This window comes from Pigmentiphaga sp. H8, from assembly GCF_003854895.1.
Lineage (GTDB): Bacteria > Pseudomonadota > Gammaproteobacteria > Burkholderiales > Burkholderiaceae_B > Pigmentiphaga.
The window spans coordinates 5,470,552-5,491,311 of sequence record NZ_CP033966.1 but is presented as its reverse complement, the minus strand read 5'-3'; the positions used below and the strand labels follow the sequence as shown (position 1 = coordinate 5,491,311).

Below are 20,760 nucleotides of genomic sequence, written 5' to 3'. Positions count from 1 at the left end.
GGACGTGGAACCAAGGGTCCGGCTCGAGGGCGTGCGCTATCCCGACGCCGGCCGCCTGCGCCGCTACGCGGAGCTGGGGCTGCTGGGCGGCGAGACGCTGGCCGGCGCGTTCGCCCGCTCGTTCGCGCTGCACGCCGACCGGCTGGCGCTGGTCGGTCCGCAGCTACGGATGAGCTACCGCGAACTGGATCGCGACAGCGACCGGCTGGGCGCGGCCATGCTGGCGCTGGGACTGGTCCGGCATGATCGCGTGCTGCTGCAGAGCGGCAATTGCGCCGAACTGCTGGTGGCCTTCCTGGCCTGCCTGAAGGCGGGCCTGATCCCGATCTGCGCGCTGCAGGCCTTCCGCAAGCTGGAAGTGGGTTATCTGGCGAAGCTGGCCGATGCCCGCCTGCACCTCGTCCAGGGCGACGACGCCCGGTTCGACGACGTGGCCTTCGCGCGCGAGATGCAGGAGGCCGTGCCCACGCTGCGCCACATCGTGCAGGCACGGGGCGAGCCGCGCGCCGGCGCGCACGGGCTGCGCCAGCTGATCGACGGCATGCCCTGGGAGCGCGCCAGGACCATGCTGGCGGATGTGGAGCACGACCCGTGGCAGGTGGCGGTGTTCCAGTTGTCCGGCGGCACGACCGGAGTGCCCAAGATCATTCCCCGCTTCCAGAGCGAGTACCTGTACAACATGCGCGAGGTCGCCGCCTGCAACGGCTACACCCGCGACGACGTGCTGTTCTTTCCCACGCCGTACATGCACAACCTCAACATGGGATGCTGCTTCGGCCCCTTCCTGCTGTGCGGCGGCGCGATCACGGTGGCGCCCGACCTGGCCGAGGAAACGCTGTGCGCGCTGGTCCGCGAGCACCGCCCCACCTGGTTCGGCGCGCCCGGCCCCATCCTGACGCGCATCGTGCCCGAGCTGGCCCGCGCCGACGCCGGCGAGAAGGCGCGCCGGCGTTTCATCACCTCGAAGAACGCGGGCGGCATGGCGCGGCTCACGGGGTCGCCCGCGCGGCACATCTTCGGCATGACCGAGGGCGTGATCATGTTCACGCGGGAAGACGACCCGCGCCACCTGAACGACGGCTCGGTCGGCCGGCCGGTGTCCGTGCACGACGAAGTGAAGATCGTGCGCCCGGGTACGGAAGAGCCGGTGGCCGACGGCGAGGTCGGCGAGGCGCTGTTCCGCGGCCCGTACACCATCCAGGGCTACTACAAGTCCGCCGCCGAGGACGCGCACCGCTTCACGGCGGACGGCCACTACCGCTCGGGCGACCTGATGTCCAGCCGGGTCGAGGGCGGCCGTCGCTACTACTTCTTCCAGGGCCGCATCAAGGATGTGATCGACCGCGGCGGCGAGAAGATCAACGCCGAGGAGGTCGAGGGCGTGGTCAGCCGCCACCCCGCCATCCTGAACTGCGCGCTGGTCGGCATGCCCGATCCCGTCTATGGCGAAAAGGCCTGCCTGTTCGCCACGCTGCGGCCGTCGGCGCGCGCGCCGGACGTCGAGGAACTGGGCCGCTTCCTGCACGGCGAAGGGCTGGCCAAGTTCAAGTGGCCCGAACGCATCGAGGTCCTGGCGGATTTTCCGCTCTCGGCCTCCGGCAAGCTCAGCAAGCAGATCCTGCGGGAACGGATCGCGGCCATCCTGGCGCGGCCAAACGAGGAACTTCCGACATGAACAACGAAGCGCTTTCCCCCCTGCGATTGCACGGCGTGCACCACACCGCGCGCCCCACCTGGAAACTGTCCGAGACGGTGCGCTTCTATCGCGACCAGCTCGGCCTGCCGCTGGTGCACGCGATTTCCGCGCGCGGCTGGGGCCAGGACGACCATGCCGATTTCCTGCATTTCTTTTTCGACAGCGGCAACGGCAGCACCATCGCGTTCTTCTACTACATCGGCACGCAGCGCCCGGAGAAGCTGCGCGTGAGCGACCATTACCAGGAACGCGCGACCCACACCGCGTGGCTGGTGCCGGACGAGGCCGCGCTGCTGCGATGGCGCGCGCGCGTGGAGGCCGCCGGCATTCCGCTGCGCTACCAGATCCGCCACGAGGTGATCGAGTCGATCTACTTCAACGATCCCAACGGCTACCCCATCGAGATCACGACCCAGTTGCGGCCCTTCAACCAGGCCGACGCGGACGACGCGGCCCGCACGCTGGAAGCCGCGATGGCGCTGGAGGCGGGGCAGGGCGAGCGCCTGGACGGCATCGAGCCGGTATGGCGCCGCAAGGCGGCGGCGCTGGACGATGCCGACCGGCCGGCGGGCGCGGCCTCGGTGTACGTGCTGGACGTGCCCGAGTTCGCCCCGCTGCTGGACGATGCGCGTGCCCGCGGCTATGCGGTGCGCCGCGGCGCGGCCGGCTATGCCCGCATCGACGGCACGCCCGGCCTGCGCTTTCGCCGCAAGGAGCTGGGCTTCAAGCCCGCGCTCTGGTACGGCGCGCTGACGGGCGGCCTGGCGGGAAGCATCGCCACGTTCGACATGGACACCCTTGCCATCGATCCGACGGAGTCGCCATGAAGGTCACCATCGTCGGCGGGGGCCCGTCGGGATTGTTCCTGTCCATCCTGCTCAAGCAGCGCCTGCCACACGTCCAGGTCGACGTGCACGAGCAGAATCCTGCGGGCGCGACCTTCGGCTTCGGCGTGGTGCTGGCCGATACCGGCCTGGCTTCGCTGCGCGAGGCGGCGCCCGAGGTGGTCGAGGACCTGATGGGCGCCATGCGCTTCAACGACCGCCAGACCATCGTCATGCGCGAGCGGCCCATCGTCGTGCGCCGGCCGGGAGCAGGCGGCGGCGCCATCCCGCGCATCGACCTGCTGCGCATCCTGCAGGACCATGCCCGCCGCCTGGACGTGGACGTGCGCCACGAGCACCGGCTGGCCGACGTCCACGCGCTGGACGCCGAGCTGGTGGTGGGCGCGGACGGCGTGAACTCGACGCTGCGCGCGGCCGACGAAGCCGCCTTCGGCACGACGCACGGCCGGCTGACCAACCACTTCGCGTGGTACGGCGTGGACAAGGCCTTCGAGACGCCGGCGCTGGTGTTCCGCGAATGGCGGGGCGGCTGCTTCGTCGCGCACTACTACCCGTATTCGGCGGCCATGAGCACCTTCGTGGCCGAGTGCGACGACCGGACCTGGGTCGAGTTCGGCATGGAGGCGATGGACGCGCGGGCGCGGCAAGCCCTGTTCGAGGAAGTGTTCGCGCCGGAGCTGGGCGGGCATGGGCTGGTGTCCAACCATTCCAGCTGGCGCCAATTCCCGGTGGTCCGCAATCGCGCCTGGCACGCGGGCAACCGCGTGCTGCTGGGCGACGCGCTGGCCAGCGCGCATTTCTCCATCGGCTCGGGCACCCGCATCGCGATGGAGGACGCCATCGCGCTGGCCGAGGCGCTGCGCCAGCGTCCGAGCGACATCGGCGGCGCGCTGGAGCTGTACGTGGCGTCGCGCAAGCCCGCCAAGCAGCGGCTCATCCGCGCCTCGGAAGCGTCCTACAACTGGTACGAGCGCGTGCGCGAGTGGATGCGGATCGAATCGCCGCACGAATTCGTCTACCACTTCATGACCCGCACCGGGCGGGTCGATCGCGACCGCCTGAAGCTCCAGTATCCGGACCTGGTCCGCGAGATGGAGGAGGCCGGGGTGGCGGCGCTGGCCGGATAGGCCGGGCGGCGTGGAACGGCGCGTAAATTGCCCCCCTGGCAATAATTTTCTACGATAGTGCCGTTTTCATCCGCCCCGCCCGCCATGTCCGCCTCCAAGAAGGCCGTTGCCCAGGCCGCCGCGCCCCGCCGCCGCGGCCGGCCTCCCAAGGTCGAATCGCCGATCACCGCCGAGCCGCTGCTGAGCCGGTGGGCCATCCTCCAGCGCGCGATAGACCTGGCCAAGAGCATGCCGCTGGACCAGATATCGATGGTGCAGCTGGCGCGGGACTTCGGCGTGGCGCCCGGCCTCATCCACTACTACATGGGCGGACGCGACAAGCTGGTGTCGGGCGTCCTGAACGACTATTACCGCCAGCGGGTCGAGAAGCTGCCCGCGCTGACCGGCGACTGGCGCTCCGACGTCGAGACCATCGCGCGGCTGAGCTTCGCCGTCGCCATCGCCAACCCCGGCGCCAGCATGTACGTGGCCTCGCACAACCGCTATCGCCTGTTCCAGGACGTCGAGCCGGACGAGACCGACTACGGCATGGTGTTCTTCAACCACATGGCCTCGGCCATCATGCAGGGCGGCTTCACGCATGACCAGGTGGCGCTGGCCTATCACCTGATCGCCCAGTACCTGGTGGGCGCCAGCATGGCCGAAGCCTCGCGGCAGATGCCGGCCTACCACGAGGATTTCATCCGGGCCCGCCTGGAGTCGGCGGACCCGTACCCCGCCGCGCGCGCCATCGGCCGCTCGTTCGCCCGCCTGAGTTCGGCCACCGCCTTCGACGAAGGGCTGCGCATCACGCTGGACGGCATCGCCGCCTGGCGCGCGAGCGCTTCCACGACCCGGCGCCCGCGCAAGCCGGCCTGAGGGTTCCTCCCTTCTCCGTTTTTTCTTCCTGGATGCCGGTTGGCAGGGGTCTTCACGGCCGCATAATTGGTATACCATTCACTAAAAAAATATCCATTTAATGGAATGTGTATCCTTTTAGGAAAACAAGTATTCAAAAGGAGGAAGCATGGAGGAGACGTTTTTTCCAGGCCGCCGGCGGTTCTGGCAGGCTGGCGCGGGACTGGCGGCCTGGGCGGGCAGCGGAGCGGGCGTCATCGCCGCGCCCGCGGCCGGAAGATCGCCGCCGGCGCGCGGCGAATTCGTGATCGACGGCGCGCACGTCCTGACCATGGATGCCCGGCTGGGCGAATTCGTGGGCGGGCAGGTGCACGTGAAGGACGGCGCCATCGTCGCGGTCGGGCCGCGCGTGGATGCGCCGGGGGCGCGGCGGATAGACGCGGCCGGCATGATCTGCCTGCCCGGCCTGGTCGATACCCACTGGCACCTGTGGAACTGCGCGTGCCGCATGTTCCACCAGATCGACGTGCCCAGGAATACCTACTTTCCGCTGACCTCGCGGCTCGGCCCGCACATGACCCCCGCCGACACCTACCACTCCGTATGCCTGGGGCTGGCCGAGGGCCTGGCCTCGGGCATCACGACGGTGCACAACTGGTCGCACAACACGCGCACGCCGGCCCATGCCGACGCGGAGTTGTCGGCCATGCGGGACCTGGGGGTACGGGGCCGTTTCTCGTACGGCGGGCCGCAGGGCGGGCCGACCGACCAGCCCATGGACAGCAAGGACCTCGCCCGGGTCCAGCGCGAATGGATAGGGCCCCACAATCCGCTGCTGTCGCTGGGCATCGTCTCGCGCAACCTGGTGGCCGGCCAGAGCCTGCGAGGCACCATCGACTACGACATGGCCCGGCGCGACTGGGGCGCCGCCCGTGCCCTGGGCCTGCCCATCACCCTGCATGCCTCGCCCAGGGGCCTGGTGCGGCGGCTGGAGGATGAAAAGCTGCTGGGACCCGACGTGCAGCTCGTCCACCCCATGTTCACCACGGCCGAGGAACGCGCCATCCTGAAAGCGCGCGGCACCAGCTTCAGCACCTCGGCCACGGCCGAGGCGGCGCGCCCGCCCGACGGCGGCGAGATCCAGCTGGGCGAGCTGCTGCGCGACGGCGTGCTGGTGGGCTTGTCGCTGGACGAGACCGTCTCGGGCAACGCCGACTACTTCGACATGATGCGCATCGCGTACAAGTACCACAAGCATCGGCTGGGCGAGACCGTGCCGCTGACGGCGCGCAGGATGCTGGAGCTGGCGACCGTGGACGGCGCCCGTGCGCTGGGCCTGGACGGGCAGATCGGCACGCTGGCGCCGGGCAAGCGCGCCGACCTCATCCTGGTCGGCACCGGCGGCCTGAACATCGCGCCTTGCCGCGATCCCTACGATGCGCTCCTGAACCGCGCGTCGCCGGCCAACGTCGATACCGTCATCGTCGACGGCCGCATCCTGCGCCAGCGCGGGCGCTTCACCTTTACCGACGAGACGGCCATCGTCCGCGCCGCGACCGCGTCCATGCAGCGGCTGGCACCGAAAGCCTGAGCGCCGCGTTGTCCCGCCGCGCCCGCCGCCCTTGCCGGCGCCGGGCGCGGCGCTTTCCTGCCTCCGTACAAACCATTATTTGATAGACAGTCAATTATTCGTACATTAATTGAATGCATATCAAATATGGTCGCGGACCGGACATCGCCCAAGCTGTCCGCGCGTACCGGAGGAGACACGAGATGGATCGCAAACTGGCCTGCGCCGCCGCGCTGGCGGGCATCCTGGCCACGGTGCCGGCGCTTGCCGCCGAGACCTATCCGGCCCGCATGGTGAAGATGGTGGTGCCGTCCATCGCCGGCAGCGCCCCGGACATCATCGCGCGGCTGGTGGCCGAACGGCTGACCGCGGCCTGGGGCCAGCAGGTGGTGGTGGAGAACCGCCCCGCCGGCAACGGCATCGCCGCCATGCAGGAACTGGCCCAGGCCGCGCCCGACGGCTATACGCTGGGCCTTTTCCACGCCGCGGCGGCCGTGACCACGCCGGTCATGTACAAGGAAGCCCGCTTCGACGTCGAGCGCGACGCCGAGACCGTGGCCACCATCGCCTATACGCCGATGCTGTTCGTCGCCAATGCCCAGGCGCCCTACCGGAACGTGGCCGAGATCCTGGCCGCCGCGAAGGCCAAACCCGACGACGTGGTCATCGGCAGCCCTCGCCGCGGGTCCGTTCCGCATCTGACGTCCGAGATGATGGGCCAGTACGGCCACGTCCGCTTCCGGCAGATCGGCTTCAGCGGAACGACCCAGGCGATCCAGGCGCTGATCAAGGGCGACATCCCGCTGTACGTCGACGGCACCGCGCCGCTGCTCCCGCTGGTGCGCAGCGGCCGCATCAAGGCCATCGCCGTCACGGCCGACGAAGCGCTGCCCGGCCTGGAGGGCATCGCGCTGGCCAAGGATGCCGTGCCCGGCACCGTCGCCTCCGGATGGTTCGCCATGTTCGCCCCCAAGGGCACCCCCCAGGCCGTGATCGACCGGACCAGCGCCGACGTAAACGCGGCGCTGCGCCAGGGCCCCTTCGTGGCGCGCCTGGCGGAGCTGGGCACCTATCCGATGATCAAGTCCCACGCCCAGGCCCGCGACTTCATCCGCCGCGAAAAGAAACGCTGGGAAGAAGTCATCGCCGAAGCCGGAGTAAAACCCGAGTAGCGAAGAGCAGACCCAGGCAAACCCAGGCAAACCCAGGATGCGGCGGATCCGGCTCCGCCGGTCAGGGAAGCCCACCCCCTACCCGCTTGCGCGGGCCCCCTCAAGGGGGCGAAACCGGCGGACTGGCAAAGCCAGATCCGCGGTTTCCTGGGTCTAGGGAAACTATCTTGGACTGAAGCACGGTTGCTACCGCTGGCAGCCAGCGATAGCACCGGTGCTGCAACCCAAGAAACAGGCACTAGACCCAGGATGCGGTGGATCCGGCTCCGCCGGTCCACCCGCATCGCCCCCTGGGGGGCGCGCGTCAGCGCGCAGGGGGGGATCTCTTCGGAAGCCACCGCCAAAGGACGGCGGCGGCGGCCAGGCCCAAGGTGCCCACCGACGCCACCCCTATCGTCAACGACGCCACGGCCGTAATGGCCGACAGGATGACCGGCCCCAGGCTGTTGCCCACGTCGGCGATCAGGCGCCAGATGCCCAGGAATTCCGTGCGGCCGTGGGCGGGCGAGGAATCGGCCCCCAGCGTCATGACGATGCCCGAACTGATGCCGTTGCCGAAGCCCAGGATCAGCGACACGATCAGGAAGGACACGACGCCGGTCGTCAGCGAGGTGGCCATCAGCGCGCCGCCCATCAGCAGCACGGACGGCAGCGCGACCCACAGGCGGCCGCGCCGGTCCATGATCGTGCCGGCCGGATAGAACACCGACATGTCGATGGCGGCGACCAGGCCGTAGATGATCGAGGCGGCGGTCGGGGCGAGCCCCAGGTGGTCGGCCCACAGCGGGATCACGACCTGGCGCGACGAGCGCAGCGCGCTGACCAGCAGGATGCCCAGGCCCAGGGTCAGGAAGACCTTGGCATGGTCGCGCGCGATGTCCTGGACCCGCGGCTTGGCGCGCGCCGTGCCGACGTGGGCTTCGCCGGCCATCTCGGGCGCCAGCCAGGCGATCAGTCCGGCGCCCGAGATGCCGACGGCCGCCACCCAGTACGCGCCGTCCAGGCCGACGAAGTGGATCATGGCCGCCCCGGCGAAGGGACCGATGAACACGCCGATCCGGTTGGTGCCGCCCAGGGTCGAAAGCGCCCGCGCCCGCATGTAGGGCGGCACGGCATCGATCAGGTAGGTCTGGCGGGCCAGCATGAATACCGACGCGGCCATGCCCACCAGGAAGACGCCCAGGCCCAGCATCCAGGCGTGGGTGGCGAAGATGCACAGCAGCAGCGCCAGCACGCTGAACGCGGCCGCCCCCGCCATGGACCGCCGTTCCCCGTAGCGGGACGTGATCATGGCGGCCGGGATGTTGCTGACCAGCGAACCTATGCCCATCAGCGACACGATCAGTCCCGCCACGGCCACCGAGGCGCCGAGTTCGCGGGCGCTGAGCGCGATGACCGGGAGGATGGCGCCGTTGCCGATGCCGTAGAGGACTGATGGACCGAATGCCGGGACGGCGATTTGCTTGAGGCTGAAGGGGGTGTCGCTGCGCGGCGCTGTCATTGCGGGGGGACGGGGCTGGAGCGGGGCCGGCGGGCGCCGCGTGTGATCGATGCCGCAATTGTCGCGCAAATCGGCGCCGGCGGCCCGCCCCCCGTTCGTGCCGCTAGACGATGTCGTCCCGGCTCCGGCCGCCCACGGTGGCCATCCAGCTCGCCACGAAGGCGCCGATCAGCATGGACGCGAAAGCCCACAGGGCGAAGGCGGCGGCCGCCTTGCGCGCCGTGTCCGCCGCCTGCCGCGCGGTTTGTTCCGCCTGCTGGGCGGCCTGCCGGGCGCGGGTGACGATGTCGTCCACCCGCTTCTCGGCGGTGGCCTGGTCGGCGCCGGTCTGCGCCGCGACGACACGCGCCAGGTAGCCCCGGTCCTCGGCGTTCAATTCCCCGCGGGCCACGCTGGCGGCGACGATGCGGCCGACTTCCGCCCGCGCCGCGCCCGGATCGCCGGCCGGGTTGGGCTGGTCGCCCCGCAGCAACAGATCGGCCACGTAGTCGGTCGGCATGCCGCCCGCATCCGTCCGCGCCGCCTGTCCGGCGGCGGCCGTGGCCGCGGCACCGGTACCCGCCGCGATCGTGGCGCCCGCCTTCGCGGTGCCGGCCGCGGCCGACATCAGCGCCGAGCCGACCACCATGGCGCTGACGACGGCGCTCAGCGCCCATACCAGGAAGCCGTGCGCGGTGTCGCGGAAGTAGGTCTCGTCGGTATGGATGCCGACCCACTTCGTGCGCAGCCGTCCGGCCAGGTAGCCGCCCAGGCCGTACGCGATGATGTGGGTCAGGATCATCCATACGACGGCGCCTATGCCCAGCGTGGTGGCCGAGGCGCCTTCGCCGGACCAGGGCGACATCGAGACGAAGCCCAGTCCCGCGCCGCCGGCCAGCAGCATGAAGGAGACCGCCGAGGCGATGACGGCGCCGGCGATGATGGCGGCCCACGAGACCGCCGAGGCGGGGGACTCGTTCGCGCGCGCCAGGGCGGGGCTGGTGACGTAAGAATTACCTGCGGATGTAGCGTTTTCCATGAGTGGCCTTTTCTTGTGGTTGGAAGGAGGCGTGGACCGCGAAGCGGCGCGGGCGCTAGTGCCAGAACAGGGCGAGCAGGATGATGATGGGAATGGGGACGCCCAGGAGCCAGAGCAGGATGGCGCGCATTGAAGATCTCCGAACAAGAGGGTGGATGGACGGCGGAGGCATGAACGCCCGCCGCGGGCGTTCCGATTGCGCAAGCGCCGTGCCCGGTCGAGCCGGAAAGGCTCGCTCGTGGCCGGATCGCGGCGGGCGCCGCGGCCGCCAGCGTTCTCCGTTGTGCATGGGCGTGCATGACGAGGTCGGCTTCCCGGCGTTTCCACCCGGGCGCCCACCGGGCCGGCAGTGATAAAATCCCACTCCGCATTGTGAAAGCCGCGGTTCCGGGGCCGGGAGGCCCGGGCCGCCACGGCATTCGCGAGGACGCGATTCTTCAGGCAATCGAAACCGGCGCGCGGGTGCCAGGGCGCACGCGCGACGTCCCCCTGCATGGCCGCCCGCGCCATGCCCGGCCCCCTCGGGGGGTTGTCCGAGAATCTCCGCTACTTCCGTAATCGAGTGAGATTCAATAAAGAATGTCTACCACGTCGAAGATCATCTACACCCTCACTGACGAAGCGCCTGCACTGGCGACGTACTCGCTGCTGCCCATCGTCCAGGCTTTCACCCGTTCCGCCGGCGTAGACGTCGAAACGCGGGACATCTCCCTCTCCGGCCGCATCATCGCCGTGTTCCCCGAGTACCTGACCGACGCGCAGAAGATCTCGGACGACCTGGCCTACCTGGGCCAGCTGGCGACCACGCCCGAAGCCAACATCATCAAGCTGCCCAACATCAGCGCCTCGATCCCGCAGCTCAAGGCCGCGATCAAGGAACTGCAGCAGAAGGGCTACAAGCTTCCCGACTATCCGGACGAGGTCAAGAACGACACCGACAAGGACGTCAAGGCCCGTTACGACAAGGTCAAGGGCAGCGCCGTGAACCCGGTCCTGCGCGAAGGCAACTCCGACCGCCGCGCGCCGCTGTCGGTCAAGAACTACGCCCGCAAGCACCCCCACAAGATGGGCGCCTGGAGCGCCGATTCGAAGTCGCACGTGTCCCACATGGACAGCGGCGACTTCTACGGCAGCGAAAAGTCGGCCGTGGTCCAGAATGCCGGTAACGTCCGCATCGAGCTGGTCGGCAAGGACGGCGCCACCAAGGTCCTGAAGGAAAAGACCGCGGTCAAGGCGGGCGAGATCATCGACGCCTCGACCATGAGCAAGAAGGCGCTGGGCAGCTTCATCGAAGCCCAGATCGAAGACGCCAAGAAGCAGGGCGTGCTGTTCTCGGTGCACCTGAAGGCCACCATGATGAAGGTCTCGGACCCCATCCTGTTCGGCCAGGTGGTTTCCGTGTTCTTCAAGGACGTGCTGGCCAAGCACGCCGACGCGCTCAGGCAGGTGGGCTTCGATCCCAACAACGGCCTGGGCGACCTGTACGCCAAGATCAAGGACCTGCCGGCCGACAAGCAGGCCGAGATCGAAGCCGACATCAAGGCCGAATACGCCAGGCGGCCCGAGCTGGCCATGGTGAACTCCGACAAGGGCATCACCAACCTGCACGTGCCCAGCGACGTCATCATCGACGCCTCGATGCCCGCCATGATCCGCGAATCGGGCAAGATGTGGGGCCCGGACGGCCAGTTGCATGACGCCAAGGCCGTCGTGCCCGATCGCTGCTACGCCGACGTCTACCAGGTCGTGATCGAGGACTGCAAGAAGAACGGCCCGTTCGACCCGGTCACGATGGGCACCGTGCCCAACGTCGGCCTGATGGCGCAGGCCGCCGAGGAATACGGTTCGCACGACAAGACCTTCCAGCTCCCGGCCGACGGCACGGTGCGCGTGGTCGACGAAGCGGGCAAGGTGCTGCTGGAGCAGCCGGTCGAAGCCGGCGACATCTTCCGCATGTGCCAGACCAAGGACGCCCCGGTGCAGGACTGGGTCAAGCTGGCCGTCAGCCGCGCCCGCGCCACCGGCGTGCCGGCCGTGTTCTGGCTGGACAAGAACCGCGCCCACGACGCCCAGGTCATCGCCAAGGTCGAGAAGTACCTGAAGGACCACGACACCAGCGGCCTGGACATCCGGATCCTGTCGCCGGTCGAGGCCACCAAGCTGTCGGTCGAGCGCATCCGCAAGGGCCAGGACACCATCTCGGTCACCGGCAACGTGCTGCGCGACTACCTGACCGACCTGTTCCCCATCATGGAACTGGGCACCAGCGCCAAGATGCTGTCCATCGTTCCGCTGATGGCCGGCGGCGGCCTGTTCGAGACCGGTGCCGGCGGTTCGGCGCCCAAGCACGTGCAGCAGTTCCTGGAAGAGGGCTTCCTGCGCTGGGATTCGCTGGGCGAGTTCCTGGCCCTGGCCGCGTCCATCGAACACCTGGCCGACACGTACAAGAACGCCAAGGCCAAGGTGCTGGCCACGACCCTGGACCAGGCCACCGGCAAGTTCCTGGACGAGGACAAGTCGCCCGCCCGCAAGGTCGGCGGCCTGGACAACCGCGGCAGCCACTTCTACCTGGCGCTGTACTGGGCCCAGGCCCTGGCCGCCCAGACCGAGGACAAGGAACTGCAGGCCGCGTTCGCGCCCATCGCCAAGGAACTGGCCGACAACGAAGCCAAGATCGTGGCCGAGTTGGGCGCGGTGCAGGGCAAGCCGAACGACATCGGCGGCTACTACCGCCCCAGCGCCGAGCTGGCCAGCAAGGCCATGCGTCCCAGCGCCACGCTGAACGCGGCTCTGGCCAAGCTGGGCTAGAGGGCCCCCTGCGCGCTGACGCGCGCCCCCCAGGGGGCGGCACTGGCGGACCGGCGGAGCCGGATCCGCTGTGCCCTGGGGTGAACGGATGTTCGCTGCGATCTGAATGAAAAACGCCCTCACGGGCGTTTTTCATTTGCGGATCAAGTGCGGCTGTGGGGGACTAATAGGTGGCGCGCCCGCCGGACAGGTCGAAGACCGCGCCCGTGCTGAAGCTGCACGCCCGCGACGACAGCCAGGCCAGCATGGCGGCCAGCTCTTCCACTTCGCCGAAGCGGCCCATGGGAATCTTTTCCAGCAGCCGCTGCGTGCGTTCCGGCGCGATCTCGACGTTGCGGCGGGTCATGGGCGTGTTCAGCACGGTAGGCGCGACGCAGTTGACCAGCACGCCGCTGGCGGCGAATTCCTTGCCCAGGCTTTTGGTCAGCGCGATGACGCCCGCCTTGGCCGCGGAATAGGAGGGCGTGTAGGGATTGCCTTCCTTGCCGGAGGTCGAGCCGACGTTGACCACGCGTCCGTATCCCGCCTGCGCCATGATGGGCATCACGCTCCGGCAGCAATGGAAGGTGCCGGTCAGGTTGACTGCCAGGACGTCGTCCCAGTCGGCCAGCGACGACGAGGCCAGCGGGCCGGGCGGGCGGATGATGCCCGCATTGTTGATCAATATGTCGATCCGCCCCCAGCGGGCAAGGACGGCCTGGGCCGCATGTTCCACCTGCTCGTGGCGCCGCACATCGACCGTGCGTTGATCGATGCCGTCGGCCGTGGCCAGGGCAGCGGCCGCCGCCCGCAGCGCCTCGGCGCCCACATCCCACATTGACACCCGGGCGCCGGCACCCAGCAGGTCCTGCGCGATGCGCAGCCCTACGCCGCTGGCTGCGCCGGTCACGACGGCTACCTGTCCGGAAAAATCGTATTTGACCACCTGTCTCTCCATGTCCATGCCGGACGCTGCTAGTAATCCGCCTTGATGCCCGCGGACTCGGCGAGTTTGCGATAGAGCCGCGTTTCCTTTTCGAGGAAGGCGCGGAAGTGCGCCGGCGACGTGTCCGCCGGCACGCCGGCGTTCTCGAGCACCCGGTCGCGCACCGCCGGGTCGCGCAGGCTGCGGTCAATGGCCGAGGCCAGTACGTCGATGCGCGCGGCCGGCGTCCGTGCGGGCACCAGATAGCCTTGCCAGGCGGCGATGTCCATGCCGGCGATGCCGGATTCCTTCATCGTCGGTATGTCGGGCGCCAGCGCGGGCCGCGCGTCTCCGGTCACCGCCAGGATCTTCATCTCGCCGCTGCGGTGCCGGGGAAAGACCGAGTTCATGTCCGAGAACACCAGTTGCACCTGGTCGCCCAGCACGCCCACGATGGCGGGCCCCAGGCCCTTGTAAGGAATGTGCAGGAGCCGGGTCCCGGTGGCGGACTGGAACAGCTCGCCAGCGAAATGGGGCTGGCTACCCATGCCGGACGAGGCATAGGTGAGCTCGCCCGGGCGCCGCCGGGCCTGCGTCAGCACGTCCCGGATCGAGTCCAGGCCCGAACCGCGACGCGCGGCGATGCAATAGGGCGCGGTGAACATCAGGCTGACCGGCGCGAGCGCATCCAGCAGGCCCCGGCCCGAACGCTGCAGCGCCGCGCCGCGTTCGCGCAACAAGACGGCGCTCGTGACGTAGCTGCCCGTGGCCACGTACATCGTGTAGCCATCGGGCTCGGCGCGGGCGGTGCCTTCCGCCGCCAGCGTGGTGCCGGCGCCGGGCCGGTTCTCGAGCACGATGGGCTGGTGAAGCTCCGCCTCCATGCTGCGGAAGAGAATGCGGGCCAGCAGGTCCGCGCCGCCGCCGGGGCTCAGGCCCAGCAGGGCCTTGACCGGCCGGGAAGGAAAGGTTTCCCCGAAAGCGGGCCGGACGGTGATGGCGGCGCCGGCGGCGATGCCCAGGAAGGTCCGTCGTGTCAGCATGATGTCTCCTTGTTCGCGCCTGTCGCGCGGGTGTCTTTTTTCATCGATTCAGGAACATGGCCGAGATCTTCTCCGCGGCCATCATGACCGGAAGATTGGTGTTGGCGCGCGGCACCGCGGGCAGCAGGGACGCGTCGGCGATCGTCAGCCCCGCCACGCCGTGGACCTGGCCGTCGGGCGATGCCACCGACAGCCTCGATGCCGCCGGGCCCATCGCGCAGGTGCCGACCTGGTGGTACTGGAGCACGATCGACGCCCGCAGCGCCGCCTGCATGGCCTGCAGGTCGGCGGGGCCCAGCAGCGGATCAGGCAGCGGCTTTACCGCCAGCGCATACAGGGGTGACAGGAGTCCGGGCCAGAGGCCGCTGGCGGCGGTCATGGCGCGGCTCGCCAGGCGCGTCGCGGACGTGCGAAAGCCCATCCACGCGGCGGCCTTGCCCAGCTTGACCAGTCCGGTGCCGCGGCCGATGGCGCGTACGCGCGGGCTTTCCAGGAACTCCATCGCAGCCCGCACGCCCATCGACAGGCGCTCGATGTCCGATCGGTGGTCGAGCATGTTGAAGTCGATGGCGGGCGCGATCCGGCTGTCGCCGGAGCGCAGGGTGACCGATCCGCTCGACGCGGGGCGGTGGAGCACCACGTTCAGTACACCCACGTGGCTTCCCGCGGCATGCCACGCGGCCCGGTCCCAGACCGACAGGTAGACGTCGCCGCTGGAGCGATGCGCGCCCGAGGACAGCCGCAGGGCCGCGTGTGCAGTCGGCAGGCCGGGCGGCAGCCCCTTCCTGCCTTTCAGGATGATGCCCAGGGGCAGGGCGCAATGGTTTTGCAGGTTGCGGCCGACGCCGGGCAGGTCCGCCACCGTCCGGATGCCCAGCGCTTCGAGCGCGGCGGCATCGCCGATGCCGGAACGCAGCAGCAGGGTGGGCGTCTGCAACGCGCCGGCGCACAGAAAGACGCGGGGGGCCAGGAAGACCCGCGGCGTGCCGGCCGACTCGGTTTCGACGCCGCACACGCGTCCTTGTGCTATCCGCAGCCGCAGGCAGCGCGTGTCGGCCAGGATGTCCAGGTTGGCCCGGGCCCGCGTGGCCGTGCCCAGGTAGGCGCGGTTCGCCGAGCATCGGCCGCCCCGGTCGGTCGAGACCGGTTGCACGAAGCAGCCATCGCGAAAGTCGGTGTTGGGATCCGCGATACGCGGATAACCCGCGTCTTCCCACGTATGGAGCAGCGCGTTGCTGAGCCGCCGGTGCGGCGAGGCCGCCTGCCGCGCGATGGCGATGGCGGCGGCATCGTCGCAGTCCCGGTGCGGGTCGGCGGATTCGAGCCGGCGGAAGTAGGGCTCCACGTCGCGCCAGCTCCAGCCCTGCGCGCCGGCTTCGCACCATTCGTCGAAGTCCGCCGCGATCCCGCGCATCGCCACCATGGCGTTGATGGAGGACGAACCGCCCACGAGCCGGCCCTGCGGGACGCGGGCCATGCGGCGGTCGGCGCCGCCCACGATCTGTCCTGTCAGCCCGGGCCATTGCAGCGCCGCGTCGTAGGCCGAGAGCGGATAGGGGTGGCGGATGGCCGGCGTTTCCAGGGGGCCGGGGTCCCGGCCCGCCTCGAGCAGCAGCACCCGGCACTGGCCGTCCTCCGACAGGCGGCGGGCGACGATGCAGCCGGCGGATCCGGCGCCTATCACGATTGCGTCATAGCTTTTTTCCATGCCGTCACGATAGTCCCGGGATGTGGAGATGGATCCCTGTTTTAAAGATTGGATCAATCTTTTTCATGGATATCAGAAAGTGCCATCCTGCTATGCTGGAACGATGAACGCGCCGCTGCTCGACATCGAATCCGCCCGCTACTTCCTGGCCGTGGCGCAAGCCCAGAGCATTTCCGGGGCGGCCGTGTCGCTCGGCACCGTGCAGTCCAACGTCTCCACCCGCCTCGCCCAGTTGGAAGCCAGCGTCGGCGTGGCGCTGCTGCGCCGGCACAACCGGGGCGTCAACCTGACCAGCGCGGGCGAGGCGCTGCTGCCGCATTGCCGCGAACTGCTGCGGCTATCGGCCAGCGCCATCGCGTCGGTGCAGCAGGGTGCCGGCGGGCGCCCCGAACTGCGCATCGGCGCCTTCCACACGGCCACGGCCAGCCTGGTGCCCAGGGTGCTGTCCGGCTTCATCCGCGAAAACCGGGGCGTGCGGCTGACCGTGCGCGCGGGAACCTCCGAGGAAATCCGCGCCTGCCTGGCCGAAGGGGATATCGATTGCGCCTTCCTGCCTGGCGCGGCGGTGGACGGCACCATGACGGTCCAGGCCCGCTTCAACGAGCAACTGGGCTGGGTGGCGAAGGCGGGAACGGTGCGCCCCGGCGGGCGACCGCTGATGCAGGTGCTGGCCGGACTGCCGCTGTATTCCGTGCGTCGCGGCACGTTGTACGAAGCGTCGGTCCGGCTGCTGTTCCAGGACGCGGGAGTCACCCCCGCGATGCCGCTTTTCCAGGAGGCGGGCTCGGCCGAGATACTGCGCGAGATGCTGGCGCTGGGGGGCTGCTTCACCCTGGCTGGCCGCAGCGTCTTCGCGGCGGAGGTGCAGGCGGGCGTGCTGGAGTTCCATGCCGTGCCGGGGCAGTCGCCCAGGCTGCAACCGGTGCTGGTCGGCATGCGGGGCCGGACCCTGCCGGAGATTCCCGCCTTGTTCATCCGCTATGCCAAGGCGCGGGCCGCGCAGGCGTCCTGAACTACAGGCGGGCCGCCGGCGCCGACGGATAGCCCGGATCGCCGTAGGCCTGCCGCAGGTGGTCGATGAACACCCGCACCCGCGACGGCATGTGCCGGCGCTGGGGTACCACCGCGTAGATGCCCACGGTCGCGACCGCGTAGTCGTCCAGCACCGAGCGCAACTGGCCGTGGCGCAGGTCGTCCTCGACCTCCCACAGCGCGCGCCAGGCCAGGCCCATGCCGGCCAGCGCCCATTGGTGCAGCGTCGAGCCGTCCGAGCAGCGTAGCGTGCCGGACACCGGCTGCTGCAGCAGGCGCCCATCCACGCGGAACTGCCAATGCCGGGCCTGCATCTGGCTTTCGCCGTGGAAGCACAGGCAGTTGTGGCGGGCAAGGTCGGCGGGGCGCGCCGGTATGCCCGCGCGCTCCAGGTAGGCGGGACTGCCGACCACCACGCGCCGCGTCCCGCCCAGCGGAATGGCGACCTGGCTGCTGTCGGGCGGATCGCCGATGAAGAACGCGCAATCGAAGTCGCCGGTGGGCAGGCTGGCGTAGTGGTCGTGCAGGTCCAGCGTGATGTCGAGCGAGGGGTGGCGCGCCACCAGCGCCGGGATCAGCGGCGCGATGTGGCGCCGCCCGAAGCCCGCGGGCGCGGTGACGCGCAGGTGGCCGTGCGCACCCGAGGCGCGTGCGGACACGGCCGCCTCGGCCTGTTCCAGGTTGGCGAGCAGGGCGCGCGCGGCGTCCAGGAAGCCGGCGCCGGCTTCGGTCAGCGACAGTCCGCGCGGGCTGCGATGTACCAGCCTGGCGGCCAGGCGCTGCTCCAGCGCGTCGATGCGTTCGCGCATCACGTTGGGCGCCACGCCTTCGCTGCGGGCCGCGGCGGAAAAGCTGCCGTGCAGCGCCACGGAAACGAAGGATTCGAGCTGTTTGTAATGGTCCATGGCGCGATCCCGGAGGCCGGACGGAACGGGTCGAGTGTGCCATGGCTCTATCGCCACACCTAGCGCTGCGCGTTCGATTGCATCGTATTTACCTACAACTGTATTGACCGTGGCCGGCTTCCCCGGCCGCGGGCCGGCCGGGACAATGCGCTGATCCCCACACCGACGAGGCCCGAGATGGCGCAGGATGTCCGCAACGCAACCCGACCCTACGGCGGCTACGATCGCCGGCCCTCCACGACGCCCGACCGCGAGCTGGCCGAGGTCGGCCGCGGCACGCCCGCCGGCGAGTACCTGCGCCGCTTCTGGCAGCCGGTGGCGCTGGCCGCCGACATCAAGGACCTGCCCGTGCCCATTACCATCCTGGGCGAGGAGCTGGTGGTGTTCCGCGACCGCTCCGGCGATCTCGGCCTGCTGGAGCGCCATTGCAGCCACCGCCGCACCTCGCTGGAGTTCGCGCTGATCGTGGACCATGGGCTGCGCTGCGCCTACCATGGCTGGCACTACGGCGTGGATGGCGCGCTGCTGGACGTGCCGGGCGAGAAGGTGCCCGGCTCGCTGGCGTCCCGCATGTACCATGGCGCCTATCCGGTGCGGGAGTTCCGCGGGCTGGTGTTCGCGTACATGGGGCCGCCCGACCAGCGGCCGCCGTTTCCCGACTACGACTTCATGCACAACGACGAGGAAGAATATCTGCCATTCTGTTGGCATAACCCATGCAACTGGGTGCAATTGCGCGAGAACACGCAGGATCCCATCCATCTGACCTTCCTGCATTCGATGTTCGACGTGCAGCAATTCGGCGACTACGCCTACGATCTACCCGTCATCCAGGCCTGCGAGACGCCCATCGGGCAGATCACCACCAGCGTGCGGCGCGTGCACGACCTGTACTACTGCCGCGTCAACGAGCTGATCCTGCCCAACATCGCCCGCGTGCCCGACGGCATCCGCCTGGGGGACGCCATTCCCGAGAACATGGCCGGCGAGCCGGGCAGGCGGCAGGCGATCGAGCTGCGCTACCGGCGCCAGCTGCCTTCCAGCCACGGCCTGGGTCTGTCGACCTGGATCGTGCCCAACGACGATTTCAACGCGATGCACATGGGATGGCTGCATTTGTCGCCCAAATGGAGCGAGAAGGCGCGCGCCGACTACCTGGCCACGATCACCTTCGGCCAGACGGGCGAGCGCAGCTACGAGGAACGGCACCGCAATCCGGGCGACTGGGACGCCTGGGTCGCGCAGGGCAGGATGGCGATCCAGGCCAACGAGAACCTGACCGCCGCCGATGCCGGCATCGCCCTGTTCCGCCGCCAGTTGCGGGCGGGCATCCGCGCCGTGCAGGCCGGCGAGCGGCCCAAGGGCATGCGCGCCGAAGGCGAGGGCGTGTGCCCGACCTATGGCTATGCCCTGACGCGGCCCGCCCCCAGCCTGCCGGACGAAGGCGCGGAGTGGGCGGCCAAGCAGGACTATGCCCACGAGATGCAGCAGGACATCCTGGCCCGCCGCGCGCCCGCGCTGGACCGGATGCTGGAACCCGCCTGAACCCCGAAGCCGGCCGCCTTCGTGCGGCCAGGAGAGCGCCGTGAGAATCCTGATCTGCCTGTTGCTGTCCTGTTGTTCCCTCGCGCAGGCCCAGCCCGCGCCTGACGCCGGCTACCCCGCGCGGCCCGTGACCATCGTGGTCGGCTATCCGCCCGGCGCCGGCACCGACGTGCTGGCCAGGCTGGTGGCCCAGCGCCTGGCCAAGCGGCTGGGGCAGCCCTTCGTGGTCGAGAACCTGCCGGGCGCCAGCGGCATGATCGGCGCCAGCCACGTCGCCAAGGCCGCGCCCGACGGCTACACGCTGCTGGTGGCGCCGAATACCCTGTTTCTGGCGGCCCACCTGCTGCCCAAGGCCTCCACGCCGGACGTGGTGCGCGCCTTCGCGCCGGTCATCCAGCTGTCGCAGGGCATGCTGCTGCTGGCCGCGCGGCCGGGCCTGGGTGTATCGGACGCGGCGGGGCTGGTCGCGCTGGCGAAGAAGCGCCCGGGCCTGAGCTACGGCAGCCCGGGCAGCGGTTCGCCCATGCACATCGCCGGGGAACTGTTCAACCGCGCGGCGGGCGTGTCGATCACCCACGTGCCCTACAAGGGCACGGCGCCCGCCATCACCGACCTGCTGGGCGGCCACATCGACCTGATCTATGGCGTGCCCGGTTCGCTCTGGCCCCATGTCCAGGCCGGCAAGATGGTGGCGCTGGGCGTCGTGCAGCCCACCCGCTCCACGCTGCTGCCCCAGGTGCCGACGCTGGAGGAGCAGGGCGTGAAGGGGCTGGACGTGACGACCTGGTACGGCATGCTGGCGCCCGCCGGCACGCCCGCTCCGGTGGTCGCGCGGCTCAACCGCGAGGTCGCGGCCATCCTGGCCGAACCCGACGTGCAGAAGGAGTTCCGCGCGCAGTGGGAAGTGCCGGTGGGGGGCTCGGCGCAAGACTTCACGCGCCGCACGCGCGAGGACTACACGCGGGCGGGAGCGATCGTCGCCGAGTTCGGCATCCGCCTGGATTGACGCCGGCGGGGCGGCTTTCACGTCAAGAAGACTCGTGATGGCC

Annotated in this window: 16 protein-coding genes; 10 read left to right on the top strand and 6 right to left on the bottom strand. The window is 69.6% G+C overall.

The features are described from left to right. Positions 1 to 4: 4 nt before the first annotated feature. The 6 genes from EGT29_RS25905 to EGT29_RS25880 all read left to right on the top strand — a co-directional run bounded on the left by EGT29_RS25905 (position 5) and on the right by EGT29_RS25880 (position 7,247). A complete protein-coding gene (locus EGT29_RS25905; protein WP_370282646.1) occupies positions 5 to 1,675 on the top strand; it encodes an AMP-binding protein in 1,671 nt (556 codons plus the stop codon). Continuing rightward, positions 1,672 to 2,523, top strand: coding sequence for a VOC family protein (locus EGT29_RS25900; RefSeq protein WP_124691693.1), 852 nt, complete (start codon positions 1,672 to 1,674; stop codon positions 2,521 to 2,523). The genes EGT29_RS25905 and EGT29_RS25900 overlap by 4 nt, the downstream gene beginning before the upstream one ends. Next, positions 2,520 to 3,668 carry an FAD-dependent monooxygenase gene (locus EGT29_RS25895; protein ID WP_124691692.1) on the top strand — a complete coding sequence of 383 codons (1,149 nt, stop codon included), beginning with the start codon at positions 2,520 to 2,522 and terminating at the stop codon, positions 3,666 to 3,668. Before EGT29_RS25900 ends, EGT29_RS25895 begins: the two co-directional genes overlap by 4 nt. A gap of 84 nt (positions 3,669 to 3,752) precedes the next feature. Then, entirely contained in the window at positions 3,753 to 4,526 is a 774-nt protein-coding gene (locus EGT29_RS25890; protein ID WP_124691691.1) for a TetR/AcrR family transcriptional regulator, read from the top strand. Between the two features lie 148 nt (positions 4,527 to 4,674). Then, on the top strand, positions 4,675 to 6,096 hold the full coding sequence (locus tag EGT29_RS25885; RefSeq protein WP_124691690.1) for an amidohydrolase family protein: 1,422 nt from the start codon (positions 4,675 to 4,677) through the stop codon (positions 6,094 to 6,096). A 182-nt stretch (positions 6,097 to 6,278) separates the two neighbouring features. Then, on the top strand, positions 6,279 to 7,247 hold the full coding sequence (locus tag EGT29_RS25880) for a tripartite tricarboxylate transporter substrate binding protein (RefSeq protein WP_124691689.1): 969 nt from the start codon (positions 6,279 to 6,281) through the stop codon (positions 7,245 to 7,247). Between the two features lie 304 nt (positions 7,248 to 7,551). Here the strand turns inward: EGT29_RS25880 and EGT29_RS25875 are convergent, their stop codons facing one another. Both EGT29_RS25875 and EGT29_RS25870 read right to left on the bottom strand, forming a co-directional pair. Further along, on the bottom strand, positions 7,552 to 8,748 hold the full coding sequence (locus EGT29_RS25875) for an MFS transporter (RefSeq protein ID WP_124691688.1): 1,197 nt from the start codon (positions 8,746 to 8,748) through the stop codon (positions 7,552 to 7,554). A gap of 103 nt (positions 8,749 to 8,851) precedes the next feature. Beyond that, on the bottom strand, positions 8,852 to 9,766 hold the full coding sequence (locus tag EGT29_RS25870) for a hypothetical protein (protein WP_202865571.1): 915 nt from the start codon (positions 9,764 to 9,766) through the stop codon (positions 8,852 to 8,854). 579 nt (positions 9,767 to 10,345) lie between these two features. On the opposite strand from EGT29_RS25870, the gene EGT29_RS25865 reads away from it, so the two are divergent. Beyond that, the gene (locus EGT29_RS25865) at positions 10,346 to 12,574 is read left to right on the top strand and encodes an NADP-dependent isocitrate dehydrogenase (protein WP_124691687.1); all 2,229 of its coding nucleotides are present in this window, start codon (positions 10,346 to 10,348) and stop codon (positions 12,572 to 12,574) included. A gap of 163 nt (positions 12,575 to 12,737) precedes the next feature. Here the strand turns inward: EGT29_RS25865 and EGT29_RS25860 are convergent, their stop codons facing one another. The 3 genes from EGT29_RS25860 to EGT29_RS25850 are packed head-to-tail and all read right to left on the bottom strand — an operon-like array spanning position 12,738 to position 16,229. Continuing rightward, positions 12,738 to 13,517, bottom strand: a complete 780-nt coding sequence (locus tag EGT29_RS25860) for an SDR family NAD(P)-dependent oxidoreductase (protein WP_238160212.1) — start codon at positions 13,515 to 13,517, stop codon at positions 12,738 to 12,740. Between the two features lie 11 nt (positions 13,518 to 13,528). After that, complete coding sequence (locus EGT29_RS25855; protein ID WP_124691686.1) at positions 13,529 to 14,521, bottom strand: tripartite tricarboxylate transporter substrate binding protein; 993 nt, start codon at positions 14,519 to 14,521, stop codon at positions 13,529 to 13,531. Between the two features lie 40 nt (positions 14,522 to 14,561). Next, a complete protein-coding gene (locus tag EGT29_RS25850) occupies positions 14,562 to 16,229 on the bottom strand; it encodes a GMC family oxidoreductase (RefSeq protein WP_124691685.1) in 1,668 nt (555 codons plus the stop codon). A 79-nt stretch (positions 16,230 to 16,308) separates the two neighbouring features. Between EGT29_RS25850 and EGT29_RS25845 the strand changes: the two genes are divergently transcribed. After that, on the top strand, positions 16,309 to 17,241 hold the full coding sequence (locus EGT29_RS25845) for a LysR family transcriptional regulator (protein WP_161567979.1): 933 nt from the start codon (positions 16,309 to 16,311) through the stop codon (positions 17,239 to 17,241). A 1-nt stretch (position 17,242) separates the two neighbouring features. Here the strand turns inward: EGT29_RS25845 and EGT29_RS25840 are convergent, their stop codons facing one another. Continuing rightward, positions 17,243 to 18,166, bottom strand: a complete 924-nt coding sequence (locus EGT29_RS25840; protein WP_124691683.1) for a LysR family transcriptional regulator — start codon at positions 18,164 to 18,166, stop codon at positions 17,243 to 17,245. A gap of 177 nt (positions 18,167 to 18,343) precedes the next feature. Between EGT29_RS25840 and EGT29_RS25835 the strand changes: the two genes are divergently transcribed. Further along, complete coding sequence (locus tag EGT29_RS25835; protein WP_124691682.1) at positions 18,344 to 19,711, top strand: Rieske 2Fe-2S domain-containing protein; 1,368 nt, start codon at positions 18,344 to 18,346, stop codon at positions 19,709 to 19,711. A 40-nt stretch (positions 19,712 to 19,751) separates the two neighbouring features. Next, on the top strand, positions 19,752 to 20,717 hold the full coding sequence (locus tag EGT29_RS25830) for a tripartite tricarboxylate transporter substrate binding protein (RefSeq protein ID WP_161567978.1): 966 nt from the start codon (positions 19,752 to 19,754) through the stop codon (positions 20,715 to 20,717). Positions 20,718 to 20,760 lie beyond the last annotated feature (43 nt).

Coding starts and splice junctions, on each gene's coding strand:
- EGT29_RS25835 (WP_124691682.1), top strand. CDS start 18,344: ATGGCGCAGGATGTCCGCAACGCAACCCGACCCTACGGCGGCTACGAT.
- EGT29_RS25855 (WP_124691686.1), bottom strand. CDS start 14,521: ATGCTGACACGACGGACCTTCCTGGGCATCGCCGCCGGCGCCGCCATC.
- EGT29_RS25900 (WP_124691693.1), top strand. CDS start 1,672: ATGAACAACGAAGCGCTTTCCCCCCTGCGATTGCACGGCGTGCACCAC.
- EGT29_RS25880 (WP_124691689.1), top strand. CDS start 6,279: ATGGATCGCAAACTGGCCTGCGCCGCCGCGCTGGCGGGCATCCTGGCC.
- EGT29_RS25860 (WP_238160212.1), bottom strand. CDS start 13,517: ATGGACATGGAGAGACAGGTGGTCAAATACGATTTTTCCGGACAGGTA.
- EGT29_RS25875 (WP_124691688.1), bottom strand. CDS start 8,748: ATGACAGCGCCGCGCAGCGACACCCCCTTCAGCCTCAAGCAAATCGCC.
- EGT29_RS25850 (WP_124691685.1), bottom strand. CDS start 16,229: ATGGAAAAAAGCTATGACGCAATCGTGATAGGCGCCGGATCCGCCGGC.
- EGT29_RS25885 (WP_124691690.1), top strand. CDS start 4,675: ATGGAGGAGACGTTTTTTCCAGGCCGCCGGCGGTTCTGGCAGGCTGGC.
- EGT29_RS25840 (WP_124691683.1), bottom strand. CDS start 18,166: ATGGACCATTACAAACAGCTCGAATCCTTCGTTTCCGTGGCGCTGCAC.
- EGT29_RS25870 (WP_202865571.1), bottom strand. CDS start 9,766: ATGGAAAACGCTACATCCGCAGGTAATTCTTACGTCACCAGCCCCGCC.
- EGT29_RS25895 (WP_124691692.1), top strand. CDS start 2,520: ATGAAGGTCACCATCGTCGGCGGGGGCCCGTCGGGATTGTTCCTGTCC.
- EGT29_RS25890 (WP_124691691.1), top strand. CDS start 3,753: ATGTCCGCCTCCAAGAAGGCCGTTGCCCAGGCCGCCGCGCCCCGCCGC.
- EGT29_RS25865 (WP_124691687.1), top strand. CDS start 10,346: ATGTCTACCACGTCGAAGATCATCTACACCCTCACTGACGAAGCGCCT.